Genomic DNA, 16,880 nt, shown 5'->3' on the forward strand with positions numbered 1-16,880 from the left:
CCGCGCGCGCAGGGTCGCGTTACCGGGTCTATAAATGATCAGTAGTCGTGTGATGGAGCCAGCCCCGATGCCCCCAGCACCCAGGACACCTGAGTCCGACCCACGCAATGTCTGGCTTGCCAGGCGCACCCTGTCTGCCTTGCTGGGTCTGCTGGCGGCGATTTCACTGGTAATGGTCGCCGCCCTGCTGCTGATTGCCCTGCAATTGGATCGCGATGCCAGCAACCACAGCCAACGGCTGGTGGACAAACTCTGGCGAGCAACCCACCAGCAACTGATCACCACCACCCGCGACTACGCCTTTTGGGGTGAGGCCTATCGCGCCCTGCACCTGCAACACGACACCGAGTGGGCCTATGACCGGGATAATCTGGGGGCTTCACTGTTCAAGACCTTTCACTTCGAAGGGGTTTTCGTGATCAATGGGCAAAACCAGACAACCTACGCCCTGGACCAAGGCAACCTGAGCGACACCACGCTGCAGAGCTGGCTCGGCAGCTTTCCGGCCAGCCTGATAGAGGATGCGCGCAACAGCGAAGACGAGGAACACGTCGCCACCCGGATCCTCAATGTGCAGGGTCAACCGGTGTTTTTCAGCGCCGCCCGCCTGACCCCTGGCACCGACCCGGCGGTGCAACGCCTGGCCGGTGTACAGTCGGTGCTGGTGCTGGCATACCGTTTGAGTCCGCCAAAGCTCAAGTATCTGGGCAACAGCTACGAAATCGCTCATTTACGCATCCCGCTCGACCATCAAGATGCGACCCGCCAGCCGCAATTGCAGATCGACCCGCAGTTGCTGTTGCGCTGGGATCCAGAGCGGCCCGGTCATCGCTTGCTGCGGGTGCTGTTGCCGATTTTGCTGCTGTTGCTGGGCGCGCTGCTGCTGGTGAGTCGCGGCATCCGCCGGCGAGCGCTGAACAACGCGCAACTGATGGACCAGCAATACGCCATGATCAGCGCCAGCCGCAGCGCCCTGGCCAGCAGCGAAGCGCGCTTTCGCAATGTCGCCGAGGCCGCATCGGACTGGTTCTGGGAAACCGCGTCGGACCTGCGCATCACTTACTTGTCCGAACGCTTTACCGCCGTCACCGGGCAGGCGGCGCAAGACTGGCTGGGCCGCCGTCTGGATGAAATGCTCGATTGCCCCGAGCAACGGCTCGATCAATGGATCCACGCCCAGCACGCCAGCGCGACCCGCTCGGTGATCCGTTGCACCCATCAAGCCCCCGACGGGCAGACCCTGACCAGCCTGATTGCAGTCAAGCCAATCCTGCACGACGGGCAGGTCGTCGGTTATCAGGGCAGCGCCTCGGACATCACCCGGGAAGTGGCCGTTGAACAACGGCTGCGCCAACTGTCATGGCACGACGCCCTGACCGGCCTGGCCAATCGCAGCCAGTTGCGGGAATTTCTTGAAGCACAGTTGCAGCAACTGCCTCACCAAGGCATGCCCTTGACCCTGCTCAGCCTCGACCTGGATCACTTCAAGCCGGTCAACGACCTGTACGGCCATAGCGGTGGCGACAGCGTGCTGCGTGAGGTGGCCCGGCGTCTGGCGCGCTGCCTGCCACAAGGCGCCTTGCTGGCCCGCCAGGGCGGTGACGAATTCATCATGGTGGCCCCGGCACTGGCCAGCCGACACGCGGTGGAACAGCTGTGCCTGACGCTGATCGCCAGCATCTGCCAGCCTTTTATACTCAATGGTCAGGAGATCACGATCGGTTTGAGCATCGGCATCGCCTGTGCCCCCACAGACGGCGTCGAGCCGGATGATCTGCTGCGTTTTTCTGACCTGGCGCTCTATCAGGCCAAGCACAATGGGCGTAACACCTGGCGCTTCTATGAGCCACAGATGACCGAGCGTATGCAGCAGCGTCGCGAACTGGAAAGAGACCTGCATATCGCCCTCAGGCACGGCCAGTTCAGCCTGCGTTACCAACCCCGTCATGCGGTGAGCAGCGGGCGGATCTGCGGTGCCGAGGCACTGATCCGCTGGGAACACCCGCAGCTTGGGCTGTGCATGCCCGATCAGTTCATCAGCCTGGCCGAAGAGAACGGTCTGATCATAGCGCTCAGTGACTGGGTGTTACGCAGGGCCTGCAGCGATGCGATGCAGTGGGGTGACGGTGTTCTGGTGTCGGTGAATATTTCGGCCATCGAGTTTCGCCTCGGCGGCCTGGTCGAACGCATTCGCTCGGTACTGGCGGCCACCGGGCTGCCACCGCAGCGACTGGAACTGGAGCTGACCGAGCGGGTGGTGATCGAGGACGCGCCCTCCTGCCTGGAATTGATGACGGCCCTCAAGCGCCTCGGGGTCAGGCTGGCGATGGATGACTTCGGCACCGGTTACTCGTCGCTGAGCTACCTCAAGGACCTGCCGTTCGACACCCTGAAGATCGACCGCAGTTTCATCAGCGAAATCGAGCACAGCGCCCAGGGACGTGCCATTGTGCGGGCAATCATTGATCTGGGACGTGCGCTATCCTTGACGATCACCGCTGAAGGTGTGGAAACCGGGCAGCAATTGCAACACTTGCAGGACTTGACCTGTGACGAAGCTCAAGGTTATTTCCTGAACCGGCCGATGCCCTTGGCAGCGCTGCTTCAGGCAATCGAAGGGCAAAATGTGCACGCACTGGATGTTTGACGCTTTCGCACCCCTGCAAGGCGCTTTCAAGCTTGCGGCAGCTCATGGCTTGCCGGATGCTTTAACCACCCCGCAGAAGGGTCCCTGATAACAAGGTCTCGCCACTGGAGAGCGCCATGAAAACCGTAGCTCAATTACTCAAACTCAAGCCTGAACAACACCGTCAGGTTCACACTATTGCACCCGGCGCGCTGGTGCTGGACGCCTTGAAACTGATGGCCGAGAAGAATATCGGTGCCTTGGCCGTGGTCGAAAACGGCGCGGTCGTCGGCGTGGTCAGCGAACGCGACTACGCCCGCAAGATGGTCCTGCTTGGCCGCTCTTCGGCCGGCACGCCAGTGAGCACGATCATGAGCAGCAAGGTCATCACCGTTGACTCCTCACGCAGCGTCGAAGACTGCATGAACATCATGACCGACGGCCACTTGCGCCACCTGCCGGTGGTCGACAACGGCGAACTGCTCGGTTTGCTGTCGATCGGTGACCTGGTCAAGGAAGCCATCGCTGAACAGGCGAGCCTGATTCAACAGCTGGAACAGTACATTCGCGGCGAGTGAACCCTGGGGGGTTGGCGCAAAAGCCAAAGCCCGCTGCAGAACACGCTGCAGCGGGCTTTTTGTTTGCACGGCTGATGCCCCTCAGTCGTCGAGGGTCGGCGCCCCGCCCTTGCCGGCCTTTGGCGCTTTTTCCGGCGGTGGCGCGGTACTGCTGGCGGGCGCCGCTGCCGGTGCGCTGGCCTCTTTTTCACGCATGGGCATCTGGTCGATGGTGGCGAAGATTTCCTGAACCTGAATGCTCTCGGTTTCGAGCTTCTTCTCGCCATCCTTGCCAATCAGGATGACCCGGGTCTTGCCCCCGGCGCCCAGCTTCAACTCGCGGATCAGCGCCATGCTGGTCTGCGCATCCAGATTTTTGCCGTCACGCTGGCCAAGCGTATTGACCACGGTGTAGAGCACCATGTTGCGCTCGGTAAAGGCCTTGCGGTTGGCGGGTTCTTCAAGCGCTTTTTTCAAGCTGACCAGCGTCTGGTCGCTTTGGCTAGGGGCAATGATGACCAAAGGCCTGGCCTTGCCGCGTTCCTGTGCCAGCGGTGCATCGCTGTCGGCGGCAAACACCGGGGCAGCGACGAGCAGCAGAGTAGCAAGGGTCAGTGACCGGATAGGCATGGGGGGCTCCTTGTTAATCGGTGGGTCGGCATATTGCTTTGATTCGCAATTCCCATGTGTGTTTCTACCGTAACTGTATCTTTCCGGTATAGCCCAAAATTTACTCGCCCCCATCAAACCGGTTACTCAAGCAGGCTGTGCAGCGCCTGCACAATGGTATCGGCCTCGTCATGATTGAGGGTCAATGGCGGCAGCAAGCGGATGGTCCGGCCGCGCGTCACATTGATCAGAACCCCATAATGCCGGGCGGCCATCAGACTCAGATCGGCAATCGGTTGCTGCAACTCAATGCCGATCATCAGCCCGCGACCGCGAATCGCGACGACCTTGGGGTTGCCGTGCAGCGCCTGGCCCAGACGCTCCATCAGATAATCGCCCAGCAGCCGGGCATTATTTACCAATTGTTGCCGCTCGATGATCTCCAGCACCGTGCAGCCGACCCGACAGGCCAACGGGTTGCCGCCAAACGTGCTGCCATGACTGCCAGGAGTGAACAGCCCTGCCGCTTTGCCGCGCGCCAGGCAAACACCAATCGGTATGCCGTTGCCCAGCCCTTTGGCCAGGGTCATGACATCCGGCACGATACCTTCATGCTGAAAGGCGAACCAGCGCCCGGTACGGCCGATGCCGCTCTGGATTTCATCGAACATCAACAACCAGTCACGCTGCCGGCAACGCTCATGCAATGCCTTCAAATAGCCGGCCGGCGCGACCCGAATCCCGCCCTCGCCCTGCACCGGCTCAAGCAGCACCGCCGCGATCCGCGAGCCATGGCTGGCACAGGCCTGCTCGAAGGCTGCCAGGTCGCCGAACGCGATGCGCAGCACATCACCCGGCAAACCGGCAAAGCCGAGCCGCACCGCCGGGCTATCACTGGCGGCCAGGGTTCCAAGGGTCCGGCCATGAAACGCATTGTCCATGACCACCACCAGCGGCTGCTCAATGCCTTTGTGCCAGCCATGCAAGCGGGCCAGTTTGAGTGCGGTCTCGTTGGCCTCGGCGCCGGAGTTGTTGAAAAACACCCGCTCAAGGCCCGACAGCCCGGTCAGCGCCTGTGCCAGACGTTGCTGCCAGTCAATGTTGTACAGATTGGAGGTGTGTAACAGTAACCCGGCCTGTTCGCTGATGGCCGCCACCAGGGCCGGATGGGCATGGCCGACATTGGTCACTGCCACCCCAGCCACTGCATCGAGGTATTCGCGCCCGTCCTGGTCCCATACGCGGGTATTCAGGCCGCGCACAAAGCTCAACGGTAACGGCTGGTAGGTGTGCATCAGGCAAGCGCTGGTCATGGTCCGCGGCTCCATAGTGGTCAGGGGTGGTTTGCAGTATCGTTAGCCCCTTTCGCTGGATAAACCGGCTATAACTTCAAACATTTTCAAGCATGGATTGATAATGGATCTGTTCCAGGCAATGTCGGTATTCGTAAAGGTCGTCGAATCCGGCAGCATGACGGCCGCCGCCCGCGAATGCGCAATTTCCACGACCATGGTCGGTAACCATTTGCGTGCACTGGAACAGCGCCTGGGCGTCAGCCTGCTCAAGCGCACCACCCGCCGCCAGCGCCTGACCGAATTTGGCGAAGCGTACTACCAGCGTTGCGTGGAGGTTCTCGGGCTGGTAGTCGATTCCGAACAGTTGGCCGAACAGGCACTGGGCGAACCGTTGGGTACCTTGCGCATCACCGCGCCGCTGACCTTCGGCTCGGAGCGTCTGGCCCCGGCCCTGAGCGAGTTTTCCCGGCGCTACCCACAGATTCGGCTGGATGTCGTGCTGACCAACCAGCGCATGGACCTGCTCGACCACGGCTTTGACGTGGGCATCCGCATGGGTGAACTGGCCGCCTCGACGCGCCTGATCGCCCGCCCCTTGCAGGACTACACCCTGACCATCTGCGCCGCGCCGCAATACCTGGCGCGGCGCGGCACACCCCGGCATCCCCAGGACCTGCAGCAGCACGACTGCCTGGCGTTCGCTTATCTGGCGGGCGACGACTGGAGCTCCACCGAAAAGCACTGGCGACTCAACGGACCAGACGGCGAGGTTTCAGTGCCGGTCAACGGGCCGTTGATGATCAACTCTTCAGCGGGCCTGTATCAGGCCGCCAAGGCCGGTATGGGCATCGTGATGCTGCCCGACGCGCTGGTCGAACAGGACCTGCAAGAGGGACGGCTGATGGCCTTGCTCCCCGAGTACCGCCTGCCGGGCAGGCCCATGCACCTGATCTACCCGCAAGACCGCTATCGGTTGCCGAAACTGCGCAGTTTTGTCGAATACGCGCTGCAGTTGTGGGGCATGGAGCAGATTTAACCCGACTGCACTGCACGTTCACACAGCGCATCAAGCAAATGTTCAGTGCTCATGGTATGGCTGTCGAAGCTGAATTCGGCCTCCAGGGGCACCTCAAAAGGCGCATCCCAACCGGTCAGATTGTGCAGCTCGCCTCGTTGTGCGCGGGCGTACAGGCCTTTGGGGTCGCGCTGCATGCACACCTGCAGGCTGGTGCTGACATGCACCTCGGTGAACTGCCCGGTGGCGAACAACTGGCGTACCCGCTGGCGGTCTTCATTGAAGGGCGAGACGAACGCGCAGATCACATCCAGCCCTGAGCGCTGCAACAACGCAGCGACCTCACCGGCCCGGCGAATGTTTTCCCGGCGATCGGCATCGCTCATGCCCAGATCGGCGCACAAGCCGCGGCGCAACTCGTCACCGTCGAGCACCAGTGCCTGGCGGCCCGCAGCCTTCAGACGCTGTTCGAGCGCTTTGGCCAGGGTGGTCTTGCCGGCAGCAGGCAGGCCGGTGAGCCAGAACACATGGCTCATGGATGACTGGGGAGACTTCAGGTCAGCAAGAATAGGGCTGGGCATGGACTTCCTTGAAATTGGCCAGATACCGGGCTGAGCATATACCGCCATTGGTTGCTGCTCGGCAAGCCAGACTTGCAGATCGTTGGCCTGAACACATAAGGTGCGCCTCACGCCGTACACCGCAAGGACCGACATGATCCAGATCCGCCCCATGACCGCCGCCGACTTCGACGGCTTCTGGCCAACCTTCCAGGCCGTCGTCAGCGCCCGGGAAACCTACGCCTATGACCCGGCCCTGACCTTTGAGCAGGCCCGCGAGCTGTGGCTGAATTATCCGCTGCACACGTTGGTCGCTGAAGAACACGGCGTGCTGCTGGGCAGTTACTACCTCAAGGCCAATGCCGCAGGCCCCGGTAGCCATGTCAGCAACTGCGGCTATATGGTCACCGAGGCTGCGCGTGGCCGTGGCGTGGCCCGGCTGATGTGCGAGCACTCGCAGCAGTTGGCAAGGCAAAGCGGCTTTCTGGCCATGCAGTTCAACTCGGTGGTGGCCAGCAACGAAGTGGCCGTCGCGCTGTGGGGCAAGCTGGGCTTCGACACCGTCGGCCGCCTGCCACGTGCTTACCGTCACGCGCGGCTGGGTCTGGTGGATTGCTTGGTGATGTACAAGTGGCTGGGCGAACAACCGGCTGTTACAGCTCAGCCTGAGCGCCCACTGTTGATCGGCCGGAAAAATATCGAGTCGGTGGTATCACGGCCGCGTCGGCGTTGAACCTGATCGTTTAGGCCCTATGTACCTCTGTGGGCGCTACCTTGGTAGCGAAGAGGCCAGCAAAGTCACTGCATTTGCTGTGGTTTACCGGCCCTTTCGTCGCAATGCCGCCCAGCCCAAGGTCGCGGCCACAAAGCCAGGTACCGTCCGAGACGGTCAGTCCTTGACCTGGCTGAGGGCGAAGCGTTGCCCTTTGGTATCGCGAACCTCATTGCCAACGATCCAGGCGATGGTCTGACCATCATGGTCGACCAGCCGCTGGGGCGTCCCTAACGATACTCTTCCTATACTTTTCTTGATCACGTCCTTACAGTGCATGCCCCGCACCCTACCCTGAGGACAGAAATGGACAACCTTCAAGCGACCAACATGCTGATTGACGTGATGCAGAGCCGTTCAACGGAGCTGGAGATTCGGATTGGTGCAGCAGAAGGCCTGGGTTATACAGGATTCGTCATTGCAAGGGATGCTCTGTACGGGGTACTCACTAGCGCCGCCTATCCTGCAGCTCTTCGGGCATCCGCTGCGAAGGCGCTCGGACGAACCTTAGGGGCATGCGAGTGAAAATCTGCGGCTGCCCATAGAATTACCTCACATGCTGCTAATAAATAACAGATATACGCATTCGCAACACTAAATCATCTCCTCGGCTTTGCTTTCTTCCACCGCATCTCTCAGTGGAAACTTACCGACGCTAGAGGGATCATGGATGCGAGCATTTCTTGCATTTTTACGTTTGCAAGATTAAGATGCGCGCATGAAATCAAACGACATGACTCCTGCTCCTGCACGCCTTGGTCTGCGCATTCGCGCCGCTCGTGAGGCTTCTGGCTTGACTCAAAAAGCCCTAGCTAGCGCCCTAGGTTTCGCTGATCGACAGACTCTCTCGACCATCGAGAATGGGGAGAGACGTGTGCAAGCAGCAGAGCTCGTGCGATTTAGTCAAACGCTGAATAAACCCATTGAATGGTTCATAGACCCATTCATGATTGTTGGTGAAGCTAGTTTTTCTTGGCGCGTATCTCCTAGCGTTTCAAATGAGTCGCTGAGCGATTTTGAGTCGCGAACTGGCCAACTTGTAGGGCTATATCGTTTTTTGAAGGTCGCTCTAAATAGCCCATCTAATCCTCTGACGCAAGTATTGCGGATACCGGCCCACCCTACATTTGAAGATGCTTGGTCTTGGGGCGAAGCACTGGCTGAAAAGCTCAGTTTAGGATTGATCCCTTCCCAAAATTTAGCTGAACGAATAGAGAGCGAGCTTGATATACCGATCTTATTCATAGATGCGGAAACCAATTCTAGCCCTGAAGGCATATCAGGAGCCATGTGCCGCCTGCCCGATTTAGGCGCCATCGTTATTAACCGTCGGGAGTCTTTGGTACGTCGCCACTTTGACGTGGCACATGAATTATTCCACGCTTTGACGTGGGATAAGATGCCCCCAGAGCATAGAGAAGACCCTGACTCACCCCCCCCAGTGCGGAACCGTAGAATAGAACAACTGGCTGACAATTTTGCGGCAGCAGTGCTTATGCCAAAAACCAGTTTAACCAAATTGATAAATCCGGCGCTCTTCAATAATGCCGAACACTTAAGTGAAGTAGCCTACGAACTGCAGGTATCTACAGGTGCCCTTGCGTATCGGCTATACAACGCAAAAATGATCGACAAACCCACTTGTGACTCGTTGTGCAACCAGAAGATGGTGAAACACCAAACAGAACTCCCCAAACTACTTTCCGAAAGTTTTGTTTCGCTACTACACGACGGCATTGCAAGAGGATATGTATCATCAAGAAAGGCTGCTAAAGCCTTATCGATGTCACTAGAGGAACTTTCCTCACTGATTCGCGACTACGACAAGACCGTTCCATTTTCGATTTAGGTTAAAAGATGGCAAAGGTACGGATACTAGTCGACACTTGCGTCATAATTGAGGCATTCCGAACAAATTGCTGGAAGCAACTTTGCAATTTTTTTGACATAGAAACTGTACAATGCTGCGTAGACGAGTGCCGGGCGGGCGACCCACTGGCACCAAAACGCGTTAACATATCAGAAATCGACTTGCTTAATGGATTAGCAAAAGTCCACGGAGTGGACGATTTAATGCTCGCCACCTTAGCTATTGAATGCGACGATCTTCCTGCAATTGATGATGGAGAACTTCATATAATGGCTTGGCTCAATGCCAATCCATCAGAAGCGGTCATCACATCAATATCTACTGCTGATAAAGCAGCAGTACGAGCAACATATGCGCTCAACTTAGTAGACAACGTAATTTCACTCCAAAAACTAGCCCGCAACGCAGGAGTTTCAAGCCGACAACTGCAGGGAATGCAGCATCATTTTAGTGAGGACTGGCTCAGCACCATACGCACTCAGCTGAAAATGAAGATATTGTAGGCAAACTCGAAGCCCCTCTCATAACTGAACGCAAATGGAAGGATCTAAATGGGATTTTTCATTGAATGCACTGGCCACTTTCAATACAAGAAGCCAAACCTGAAGCCTAATGCTACTCAGAGCAGTGAGCAAGAGGAGCCTATTTGGGTACGTGTAGATGCCTCCCAGTTAAAGGAAGGAAATCATAAGCAGATATCCGAGCGTTCCTTTGACGAGGACGACCTCGAGTACGAGGTTCCCTTTACCGCTCAGACAGAGGCAGGCATCTTTGAATGGGTGGTGATATATACACAAACGTTTTCTCACGCAAGCATCGACAATGTCGACGACACCCCTCCAATCGATGATTACAAGAACTTCATCAAGTTTCGCATCGTGGAAGTGGACGAAGGTGACGAGCTTCTGTAAGCGGTTCGCTCAAGTCTCATGCTGGACTTGCACGGATGCCCTTCGGATATAGCGGCTGGCTCGGATGTTGACACATCTGGGCTAGTCGCTCCTTTGAATGATGAGGCGTTAGGCCTCAGCGCTTTTCAGCGACTCGCGAAAGATAGCGGCCGGGGCCAGTGGAAGCAGCGCCTCTTTGTTGACTACGCATGGTCGTGCCAAGTCGTGCTTGATGTGCAACTCACCTACGCCCTTCCAGCCGCAACCCTGGCACTGCAGATAGACAGTGCGCAGGTGAATGTGTAGCTCTCTGCTGGTACGCGTTTGAACCCGGCCACCGCAGTGTGCACAGTTCCCGCTTCGGCTTGGTTTGCTCTGTTTCCGTTCTTGCATGTGACCCTCCCCCTGATAATGTCATTTTAGCATTAAATCGATATCACTGATAATTCATACAGCAATTATCGATGACGCTGATATGTAACTACTTATTACTTTCTGACGATTTGCTCTCGGCTTCGATGCTGCCCGTGTAGCCGCCGTCGCCCAACGTGTGGGTGACCTTCACGCCGAGCCAGCGAACAGCCGAGATCTGCGGCTTTATTCCGTGCAGTTCGAAAGTGCATTCCGGCACCAGGTCAGGAACGCCCAGGGCCAGGTTGTAAGTCAGCGTGGCGCTGCCCCTGGACAAGCGTTGCGACTCTGCCTGTGCGGCCTTCTCCGCCGCTTCCTTGGTTGGGTACATGTGGCGCAGGCGCTTGGCATTGGCCTCATCCCCTACCTGAGTTTCCTTGAGCGCGAACTCGTCGCCGTCGTTGTACTGGGCAACCACACCGGTGTAACTGTCCCGATCGGCCTGCTGAAAGCTGTGGCTGTCGCCGTCCTTACGAGTCAGGACTCGGTGGGGCAGTGCCAAGCCGCTGGCACTCTTGCCGGCACCAGCCGGGAACAACAGCAGGCTGCCAGCCTTGATCGCGGCGATCGCGTCATGCTCCTTGGCCAGGCGCGTCAGTAAGTTGATGTCGGATTCGTTGGTTTGGTCCAGATGCTTGACCGGTACGTCGTCCACGTCCTTGGAGATCTCAGCCTTGAGCTCATGTTCTGCAGCGACCTTGCGTGCGATCTCGCCCAGGGTCGTTCCGTGCCAGCTCCGTTCCTTCTTCGCTGCCAGGCCTTCGCGCAGATCTGCACTGCGCGCACGGATCGTCAGGGTATCCGGTGCCCCGGCGTGTACGGTCTCGTCGACCGTAAACGTGCCCTTGTCGACCAGGCCAGTAGTGTTCCAGCCCAACCAGACGCGCAGCTCTGCCCCATGGGCCGGTATCGCCAGTTGGCCGTCGCTGTCATCGAGCGCGATGTCGAGCTGGTCAGCCTCGGTCCCGCGATTGTCAGTCAACTGCAGGCTGATCAGACGCGAGTTCACTTTCTCCGTGATATCCAGGTCACCGATGGTCAGTCGGTAACGCGGCTGGGGGTGCTGAGCGCCGCCGCTGTTCATGCGCGGCCCTCGGCGCGATCGTCATCGATGCGCTGCAGGCTGAGCGAGAAGTCGATCCGGCGCGGTGCGCCGTCCTGGAAGTGCAATGTCTGCCCTTCCGTCAGTCCCTCGATGACAAATTGCCCGTACACCCGGCCGGTGCCCTCCACGAGTGGCCAGCCGCTGCCCGAGTCACCCATCTCCCGAAGCGTGTCCAGGCTTTCGATCTCGCCCGTTACGTCCGGAGCGATCAGCCCGGCCATGGTGATTGAGTCATCACCCTGCCCCACGAACTGGCGAGCTGGCCGCACGCCGACCCGGTTGCTGCTGGCGTGCCTCCATTGTGTCTGTCGCTGCAGATCCTGGTAGGCGGCCGTTCCCATGGAAAACACGAACTGTCCCAAACTCATCATCATTGCAATTACTCCCGGTCACTGAGTGACGATCGGCCGCGTGCGGCCTGCTGATGGGTCACGCGCTGCATAGCCAACTCGACCTGGCGCGCAATCTCTTTTGCCAGCGCCTGTTCATCCATGCCCTGGCTTGGGTGGACCTCGATGTGGATTGGCGGCATTGCCGGCGCGGCCGCTGCTGCAGGCGGTGCAGCCGACAGCGGTGCCCTGGTATCGAATGCCGGCATTGCTGGCAACTCGGACATGGCCGCCATCTGCGGCATTGCGGGTAGGCCGGCCATTGCCGGTATGGCCATGCTCGCGCCCAGGGCGACGGTGCCGGCAGCGGTAAGCTGCTTTGCCATGTCCGCCACGGTCTTGAGTGGGCCGTTCTGGGCATCGCTCAGGCCCTGGTCAAGGCCCTGCATCGTGTAGCCGCCCAGTTCCGCGAAAACCCGGGACGGACTGTGAATGCCGAGCTTTTCTTTAAACCAGCCGATCGTTGAGTCACCGGCATCGGTGATCGCCGTCTTCACGCTGCCCAAGGCATTGGTGATGCCGTTGGCCAGGCCTTGGAGAATGTCCGAGCCGAACTGGGTGAAGCGTGCCGGCAGACTGGCGAACCAGCTCATGGTCTGTTCAAAAATGGTCTTGATCCCAGCCCACATAGCCGCGAACTTTGGCCCGAGGGTGTCCCAGTTCTTCCAGATCAGGTACGCGGCGCCGGCGATGAGCGCGACCACTGCAGCGATGGCCAGCACAACCGGGTTCGCAGCCAGCACCCACAGCGCGCTGCCCACAGCCCGGATCGCCAGGCCCAACTTGGGTAACAGGCCCAGCAACGGCCCACCAGTGATAGACATGGTTGCCATGGCATAGCGAACCATGGCGAAGGGGCCAATCAGGCTGGCCAAGGCTACGGTCAGCGCACCACCGACTGCCACCAGTGCCGCGACACCCACTGCAGCGGTGACCAGGCCCTTGGCCAAGCCCGGGTTCTCCTTGGCCCACTCGCGGACGGTGCCGATCACGCCGGTGATGCTCTGGACGATCCCGCGCAGCGGCCCGTTCTGACTGTCCATCAAGGTGGATGTCAGCTCGCTCCAACTACCGGATAGCTTTTCAACGTCACCGGCAAGGTTGTCGCGCAGGGTCTTGCCGAGCTGATCAGCGGCGCCGCTGACATCACCCAGGGTGTTATCGGTGTTGGCCAACGCACTGAGAAAGGCCGGGATCTGATCGATCGCCAGGTCTTCGACCGGCGTGCCGAACAGAGCAATCGCGGCGTTTGCGCGCTCAGCCGGATCTTTGATATCCAGCAAGCCCTTGGCCGTGCGCTGCATGGCGATGCGCGCGCCGTCGCCACCCTTGGCAATTGCCGAGGACATGGTTGCGGCGTTGAGGCCGATCGACTTGTAGGCCTCGACACTGGTTTTCGACATGTCAGAGCCACGGATCGAAAACTCCTTGATCGCGTCGCCAGTCTTGTCCAGGGCGAACTTGCCCTGCTTGGCCATGGCCACGAGCAGCGACATGGACTGCTTACCGTCCATGCCCATGCCCCGAAAGTGGGTCGAATACTCGTGCAGGATTTCGGGCATTTCGCCGCGCATCTGAGCCGATACGCCCTGCATGCCGGCGGTCAACAGGTCGAACGCTTCATCGGCGTTCTTGGCCATGTTGTTTTTCAGGAGGATGCCAACGATCTGGATGTGCTCGGCGGCCTCACCGCCCAGGACGGCAGACATGTCCATGGCTCTGCGCGCAGCGGTGTCCAGTCCGGAAGAGTCCACCGTGCCCAGCGCACCCAGGGTGCTTTTTGCAGCACTGACCGCCGCGCCGATTGCAGCCATGTCTTCGCTCAGGCCGTCAGCACGAATGCCCCGAATGATCGACTCATACTCTTTGGCCCGCTCGATCGGGTCACCGTTCTGTGCTGCGACCAGGGCACCCTGCTGCTGCGCTTGCATCTGAGGGGCAGCCATCCGGGCGGCACCATAAAGCGCTGCGCCGCCACCTAGCATTGCGGCTGCGCCGGCACCGGCCATGGTGCCAGCCGCTTCCCGGGTGCTGTCGTACCGCTCCCGGGCTTGTGTCAGCCGCTCCTGCTGACGGGTGGCATGGCGCAGCGCTTCCGCCTGGCGCTCGATCTCGGCGTTAGCCGCGGTGATTCGCGCCCGTAGTTCACGCTCGCCATCCGACAGATTACTGGTGCTGATCCCGGCCTCCCTGAGCCGGTTGCGGAGCCCCTGCAACTCGTCGCGCTGGTTTGTGTGCTGCTGGCTGAGCACCTGGGCTTCGCGCTGCGCCCGGCGAAACTCGGCAGCCATTTGCCGCGTTGGGGTGGTGGTGGACTGCATGGCCACCGCCAGGTCACGCATTTTCTTCTGGTTGGCTGCCATCGCCGCCTTGGTTTGCTCCTGGGCGGCCTTGAGTGTCCGGAAGCTTGCAACGTCGCGCTGGCTATCCTGCAGGCGCTCAAGTTGCGTTCGGTTGGCGCGCAGCGCTTCTGATGCCTGGTTGCCGGCCTGAGTGACATGACGCATGGGCGCGGTGATGCGGTCCACCGCCGTCATCAGCACGTCAAGTCTTAAGCTATTGCCTGCCACGCGATGCCTCCCAGCGTTGCCTGGCGCGCTCGCGCCATTCGATCAGCTCCGTGAGTGTCAGCGGCGCGGTGTCCTCTGGCCCCCAGTGAAAAACCATTGCGATGTCGGCCATCGCGTCCTCTACGCGCCTTGGGAGGCTTGAGCTTTCGCTGATTTCGTGAGCAAAAAACTGGTCACGGCAACCCCGCACTGGACGAGGTCAGCGGGGTCCATACGGCTAACGTCCAGTTCGTGGAGAATCGGGTCAGTGATCCGTGGCAGCACCTTGCGCAGGGCAACCACGTCCATATTCATCAGCTCGATCAGCGAAGCGCCGCGCAGTTCGCCAGACATTGGCTTGCGGATGGTGACCTTCTTGATGGTGGTCTCGCCACGCTGGATAGGGGTGTCAAGGGTGATGATTTCGCTGGTCTTGGTTTTGGCTTGGGTCATGAGAATGTTCCTGGTCAAAGAGTTGAGGCGCTGCACCTGCTGCAACGCCGTTAGGGTTACAGGCCGATGGCTTTGCGCTGTTCGGCCAGGCGATCGACGCCGTTGACGATCTCGACGAAGTTCAACAGGTCGATTTCGATCTCGGTGTTACCGTTGACGACGAGCTTGTAGTAGGTGCCGACCGTCACGATCTTGTGCTCTGTGTCTTCGCCTGGCTCCGCGTCGCCCATGTCGATTTCTTCATGACGCCCGTGGACGATCACCTCAACGGCGGTGACTTCCTCGGTGTCGTCCTGCTCATAGGCGCCGGCAAAGCGCAGTTGCACGCCGTTGATCTTGGTCATGCCGAATTGGCGCAGGCAGATCAAATCCAGACCACCGAGGGTCCATTCGATCTGAATGCCATCGTCCGACATGCCGAAATCGATCTTGACCGGGCCGTTCATGCCGGCGCCGCGCCAGGCCTCAAGCTTGCGGCCCAGCTTCGGCAAGGTGACGCTCTTGGCCTTTCCGATGTAGCTGCTGCCATCGTTGAACAGGCCAATGTTTTTGAGTTTCGACGGTAATGCCATGTGGCCTCCTTAGGCGGTGATACGGCTGGCGAAGTCGCCCAGGTAGCTGTCAGTGATGCGCTGACGGAGGGTCAGGTCTTCCAGCGGCGGGATCGGGCAGTAGTCGTAGTCGATACGCAACTGGCCGGCTTTGAGGGTGTCCTTGCCGTTGACCGCGCCGTCGAACCAGGCCTGGCCATCCAGGATGTAGCCAAGGCCCTTGAGGTCGCGGAATTTGGCGTTGATGCCTTCGATCAAGTCGCGCACCAGGCTCGGGTGCATCGGCTTGTCATTCGCCCAGGCATGGGCCTCGGCCATGGTGTCGGCCAGCACCTGGGCGGTGCGGGTGTAGTTCTCGAACGCAAACAGCGGATCATCAGATGTGGTTCGCGAGCCCCAGAAGCGGAAGCCGTCACGGCGTACCAGGGTGGTGACTTCACCGGCGTTGAGCAGGCCCGCATCCGTGGCGGGGTTCTGCAGGTCCCAGTGCACATCTTTGTTGATGCCGGTAACGCCGTTTACGGCGACGTTCGACAGGGTTTTATGCCAGCCCACCTGTTGGTCGAGCTTGGCGCGCAGGCCCAGGGCGCGTGCGACGGCAGCGGCCGGTGCATCGGCATTGGTCGCGGTGTTCCAGTTGATGAAGTCAGGCCACATCAGCATCAGTTCACGGGCACCAAAGCCGCCGCGATACGCCAGTGCCTCAGCGACGGTTTCGCAGTTCCAGCAGTTGGCATATGCAAAGGCGCGCAGCTTCTGCGCGATGGCCACCAGTTCGGCAGTGACCGCCTTGTTGTCGAGGCCAGGCACACCCAGGATGCGCGGACGCACGCCGGTGACAGACTCGGCAGCAAGCAAGGCTTTCAGGCCCGTGTATTGACCGCCTGTAACACCTCCGATGATGTTGGTCGTGGTTTCTGCTTCGGTTTCGCCTTCAGCAACACGAACAACCACGGTCACCGGGCTGGACTGGTCGGCAATCGCGTCCAGGCTGCGCGCAAGCGTGCCCTGGTCGCCGGCCTTTCCGGATGCAGTCAGTACGTCAGTCAGCAGAACCGGGCGGTTCAGGGGAAAGACCGCCGGATCGGCATCGCTTGCAGTGCAAACCATGCCGACGACAGCGGTAGATATGGTGCGGATCGGGCGTGTGCCCTCGTTGATTTCGACGACGCGGACGCCGTGATGGTACGTGTCAGCCATAAAGGCTCCTGCGCGGGGGTGATCTGTG

20 protein-coding genes are annotated in these 16,880 nt (G+C 59.7%); 8 read left to right on the forward strand and 12 right to left on the reverse strand.

The genetic code is table 11. The annotated features are described in order from the left end of the window. The first annotated feature begins 67 nt into the window (after nt 1-67). Entirely contained in the window at nt 68-2,647 is a 2,580-nt protein-coding gene (locus tag NJC38_RS07315; RefSeq protein ID WP_253112684.1) for an EAL domain-containing protein, read from the forward strand. Between the two features lie 116 nt (nt 2,648-2,763). Continuing rightward, nucleotides 2,764-3,204: a CBS domain-containing protein gene (locus NJC38_RS07320; protein ID WP_045490858.1), complete on the forward strand. Its 441-nt coding sequence runs from the start codon at nt 2,764-2,766 to the stop codon at nt 3,202-3,204. 81 nt (nt 3,205-3,285) lie between these two features. Here the strand turns inward: NJC38_RS07320 and NJC38_RS07325 are convergent, their stop codons facing one another. Together NJC38_RS07325 and NJC38_RS07330 are read right to left on the reverse strand one after the other, a co-directional pair. After that, on the reverse strand, nt 3,286-3,813 hold the full coding sequence (locus NJC38_RS07325; RefSeq protein ID WP_045490856.1) for a DUF4174 domain-containing protein: 528 nt from the start codon (nt 3,811-3,813) through the stop codon (nt 3,286-3,288). 122 nt (nt 3,814-3,935) lie between these two features. Then, nucleotides 3,936-5,105 carry an aspartate aminotransferase family protein gene (locus NJC38_RS07330; RefSeq protein ID WP_253112687.1) on the reverse strand — a complete coding sequence of 390 codons (1,170 nt, stop codon included), beginning with the start codon at nt 5,103-5,105 and terminating at the stop codon, nt 3,936-3,938. Between the two features lie 103 nt (nt 5,106-5,208). Between NJC38_RS07330 and NJC38_RS07335 the strand changes: the two genes are divergently transcribed. After that, the gene (locus NJC38_RS07335; RefSeq protein WP_253112690.1) at nt 5,209-6,123 is read left to right on the forward strand and encodes a LysR family transcriptional regulator; all 915 of its coding nucleotides are present in this window, start codon (nt 5,209-5,211) and stop codon (nt 6,121-6,123) included. On the opposite strand, the gene cysC is transcribed toward NJC38_RS07335, so the two are convergent. Beyond that, nucleotides 6,120-6,683 (reverse strand): adenylyl-sulfate kinase, encoded by a 564-nt coding sequence (gene cysC, locus NJC38_RS07340; protein ID WP_253112693.1) that lies wholly within the window; start codon nt 6,681-6,683, stop codon nt 6,120-6,122. The two genes, NJC38_RS07335 and cysC, sit on opposite strands and share 4 nt — an antisense overlap. Before the next feature lie 133 nt (nt 6,684-6,816). Between cysC and NJC38_RS07345 the strand changes: the two genes are divergently transcribed. Continuing rightward, the gene (locus NJC38_RS07345; RefSeq protein WP_253112696.1) at nt 6,817-7,395 is read left to right on the forward strand and encodes an N-acetyltransferase; all 579 of its coding nucleotides are present in this window, start codon (nt 6,817-6,819) and stop codon (nt 7,393-7,395) included. Between the two features lie 156 nt (nt 7,396-7,551). On the opposite strand, the gene NJC38_RS07350 is transcribed toward NJC38_RS07345, so the two are convergent. Beyond that, nucleotides 7,552-7,713 (reverse strand): hypothetical protein, encoded by a 162-nt coding sequence (locus NJC38_RS07350; protein WP_253112700.1) that lies wholly within the window; start codon nt 7,711-7,713, stop codon nt 7,552-7,554. A gap of 27 nt (nt 7,714-7,740) precedes the next feature. On the opposite strand from NJC38_RS07350, the gene NJC38_RS07355 reads away from it, so the two are divergent. From NJC38_RS07355 to NJC38_RS07370, 4 genes are all read left to right on the forward strand, one after another. After that, nucleotides 7,741-7,959 carry a hypothetical protein gene (locus tag NJC38_RS07355; protein WP_253112702.1) on the forward strand — a complete coding sequence of 73 codons (219 nt, stop codon included), beginning with the start codon at nt 7,741-7,743 and terminating at the stop codon, nt 7,957-7,959. Between the two features lie 193 nt (nt 7,960-8,152). Beyond that, nucleotides 8,153-9,283: an XRE family transcriptional regulator gene (locus tag NJC38_RS07360; RefSeq protein ID WP_253112704.1), complete on the forward strand. Its 1,131-nt coding sequence runs from the start codon at nt 8,153-8,155 to the stop codon at nt 9,281-9,283. 224 nt (nt 9,284-9,507) lie between these two features. Continuing rightward, a complete protein-coding gene (locus tag NJC38_RS07365) occupies nt 9,508-9,807 on the forward strand; it encodes a hypothetical protein (RefSeq protein WP_253112708.1) in 300 nt (99 codons plus the stop codon). 48 nt (nt 9,808-9,855) lie between these two features. Then, on the forward strand, nt 9,856-10,215 hold the full coding sequence (locus tag NJC38_RS07370) for a hypothetical protein (protein WP_253112711.1): 360 nt from the start codon (nt 9,856-9,858) through the stop codon (nt 10,213-10,215). A gap of 108 nt (nt 10,216-10,323) precedes the next feature. On the opposite strand, the gene NJC38_RS29155 is transcribed toward NJC38_RS07370, so the two are convergent. The 8 genes from NJC38_RS29155 to NJC38_RS07405 form a co-directional block, all read right to left on the reverse strand. Then, nucleotides 10,324-10,587 (reverse strand): ogr/Delta-like zinc finger family protein, encoded by a 264-nt coding sequence (locus NJC38_RS29155; RefSeq protein WP_366855608.1) that lies wholly within the window; start codon nt 10,585-10,587, stop codon nt 10,324-10,326. An 88-nt stretch (nt 10,588-10,675) separates the two neighbouring features. Beyond that, a complete protein-coding gene (locus tag NJC38_RS07375) occupies nt 10,676-11,689 on the reverse strand; it encodes a contractile injection system protein, VgrG/Pvc8 family (protein ID WP_253112715.1) in 1,014 nt (337 codons plus the stop codon). Next, nucleotides 11,686-12,084: a phage tail protein gene (locus NJC38_RS07380; protein ID WP_253112718.1), complete on the reverse strand. Its 399-nt coding sequence runs from the start codon at nt 12,082-12,084 to the stop codon at nt 11,686-11,688. Before NJC38_RS07380 ends, NJC38_RS07375 begins: the two co-directional genes overlap by 4 nt. 5 nt (nt 12,085-12,089) lie before the next feature. Continuing rightward, complete coding sequence (locus NJC38_RS07385; RefSeq protein ID WP_253112720.1) at nt 12,090-14,669, reverse strand: phage tail tape measure protein; 2,580 nt, start codon at nt 14,667-14,669, stop codon at nt 12,090-12,092. Then, nucleotides 14,656-14,781 (reverse strand): GpE family phage tail protein, encoded by a 126-nt coding sequence (locus NJC38_RS07390; RefSeq protein ID WP_253112723.1) that lies wholly within the window; start codon nt 14,779-14,781, stop codon nt 14,656-14,658. The genes NJC38_RS07385 and NJC38_RS07390 overlap by 14 nt, the downstream gene beginning before the upstream one ends. Nucleotides 14,782-14,789: 8 nt before the next feature. Further along, nucleotides 14,790-15,101: a phage tail assembly protein gene (locus NJC38_RS07395; protein WP_253112727.1), complete on the reverse strand. Its 312-nt coding sequence runs from the start codon at nt 15,099-15,101 to the stop codon at nt 14,790-14,792. 56 nt (nt 15,102-15,157) lie between these two features. Beyond that, nucleotides 15,158-15,673, reverse strand: coding sequence for a phage major tail tube protein (locus NJC38_RS07400; RefSeq protein WP_253112742.1), 516 nt, complete (start codon nt 15,671-15,673; stop codon nt 15,158-15,160). A 9-nt stretch (nt 15,674-15,682) separates the two neighbouring features. Then, on the reverse strand, nt 15,683-16,852 hold the full coding sequence (locus NJC38_RS07405; protein ID WP_253112746.1) for a phage tail sheath protein: 1,170 nt from the start codon (nt 16,850-16,852) through the stop codon (nt 15,683-15,685). Nucleotides 16,853-16,880: the final 28 nt, after the last annotated feature.

This window comes from Pseudomonas sp. 21LCFQ010 (assembly GCF_024129905.1).
In the GTDB taxonomy this organism is placed as follows: domain Bacteria; phylum Pseudomonadota; class Gammaproteobacteria; order Pseudomonadales; family Pseudomonadaceae; genus Aquipseudomonas.

Excerpts from the sequence above, each read along its gene's own strand:
- NJC38_RS07390 (WP_253112723.1), bottom strand. The coding sequence starts at position 14,781 with ATGGCCGACATCGCAATGGTTTTTCACTGGGGGCCAGAGGACACCGCG.
- cysC (WP_253112693.1), bottom strand. The coding sequence starts at position 6,683 with ATGCCCAGCCCTATTCTTGCTGACCTGAAGTCTCCCCAGTCATCCATG.
- NJC38_RS07395 (WP_253112727.1), bottom strand. The coding sequence starts at position 15,101 with ATGACCCAAGCCAAAACCAAGACCAGCGAAATCATCACCCTTGACACC.
- NJC38_RS29155 (WP_366855608.1), bottom strand. The coding sequence starts at position 10,587 with ATGCAAGAACGGAAACAGAGCAAACCAAGCCGAAGCGGGAACTGTGCA.
- NJC38_RS07405 (WP_253112746.1), bottom strand. The coding sequence starts at position 16,852 with ATGGCTGACACGTACCATCACGGCGTCCGCGTCGTCGAAATCAACGAG.
- NJC38_RS07345 (WP_253112696.1), top strand. The coding sequence starts at position 6,817 with ATGATCCAGATCCGCCCCATGACCGCCGCCGACTTCGACGGCTTCTGG.
- NJC38_RS07325 (WP_045490856.1), bottom strand. The coding sequence starts at position 3,813 with ATGCCTATCCGGTCACTGACCCTTGCTACTCTGCTGCTCGTCGCTGCC.
- NJC38_RS07365 (WP_253112708.1), top strand. The coding sequence starts at position 9,508 with ATGCTCGCCACCTTAGCTATTGAATGCGACGATCTTCCTGCAATTGAT.
- NJC38_RS07380 (WP_253112718.1), bottom strand. The coding sequence starts at position 12,084 with ATGATGATGAGTTTGGGACAGTTCGTGTTTTCCATGGGAACGGCCGCC.
- NJC38_RS07355 (WP_253112702.1), top strand. The coding sequence starts at position 7,741 with ATGGACAACCTTCAAGCGACCAACATGCTGATTGACGTGATGCAGAGC.
- NJC38_RS07370 (WP_253112711.1), top strand. The coding sequence starts at position 9,856 with ATGGGATTTTTCATTGAATGCACTGGCCACTTTCAATACAAGAAGCCA.
- NJC38_RS07330 (WP_253112687.1), bottom strand. The coding sequence starts at position 5,105 with ATGACCAGCGCTTGCCTGATGCACACCTACCAGCCGTTACCGTTGAGC.
- NJC38_RS07320 (WP_045490858.1), top strand. The coding sequence starts at position 2,764 with ATGAAAACCGTAGCTCAATTACTCAAACTCAAGCCTGAACAACACCGT.
- NJC38_RS07360 (WP_253112704.1), top strand. The coding sequence starts at position 8,153 with ATGAAATCAAACGACATGACTCCTGCTCCTGCACGCCTTGGTCTGCGC.
- NJC38_RS07400 (WP_253112742.1), bottom strand. The coding sequence starts at position 15,673 with ATGGCATTACCGTCGAAACTCAAAAACATTGGCCTGTTCAACGATGGC.
- NJC38_RS07375 (WP_253112715.1), bottom strand. The coding sequence starts at position 11,689 with ATGAACAGCGGCGGCGCTCAGCACCCCCAGCCGCGTTACCGACTGACC.
- NJC38_RS07315 (WP_253112684.1), top strand. The coding sequence starts at position 68 with ATGCCCCCAGCACCCAGGACACCTGAGTCCGACCCACGCAATGTCTGG.
- NJC38_RS07335 (WP_253112690.1), top strand. The coding sequence starts at position 5,209 with ATGGATCTGTTCCAGGCAATGTCGGTATTCGTAAAGGTCGTCGAATCC.
- NJC38_RS07350 (WP_253112700.1), bottom strand. The coding sequence starts at position 7,713 with ATGCACTGTAAGGACGTGATCAAGAAAAGTATAGGAAGAGTATCGTTA.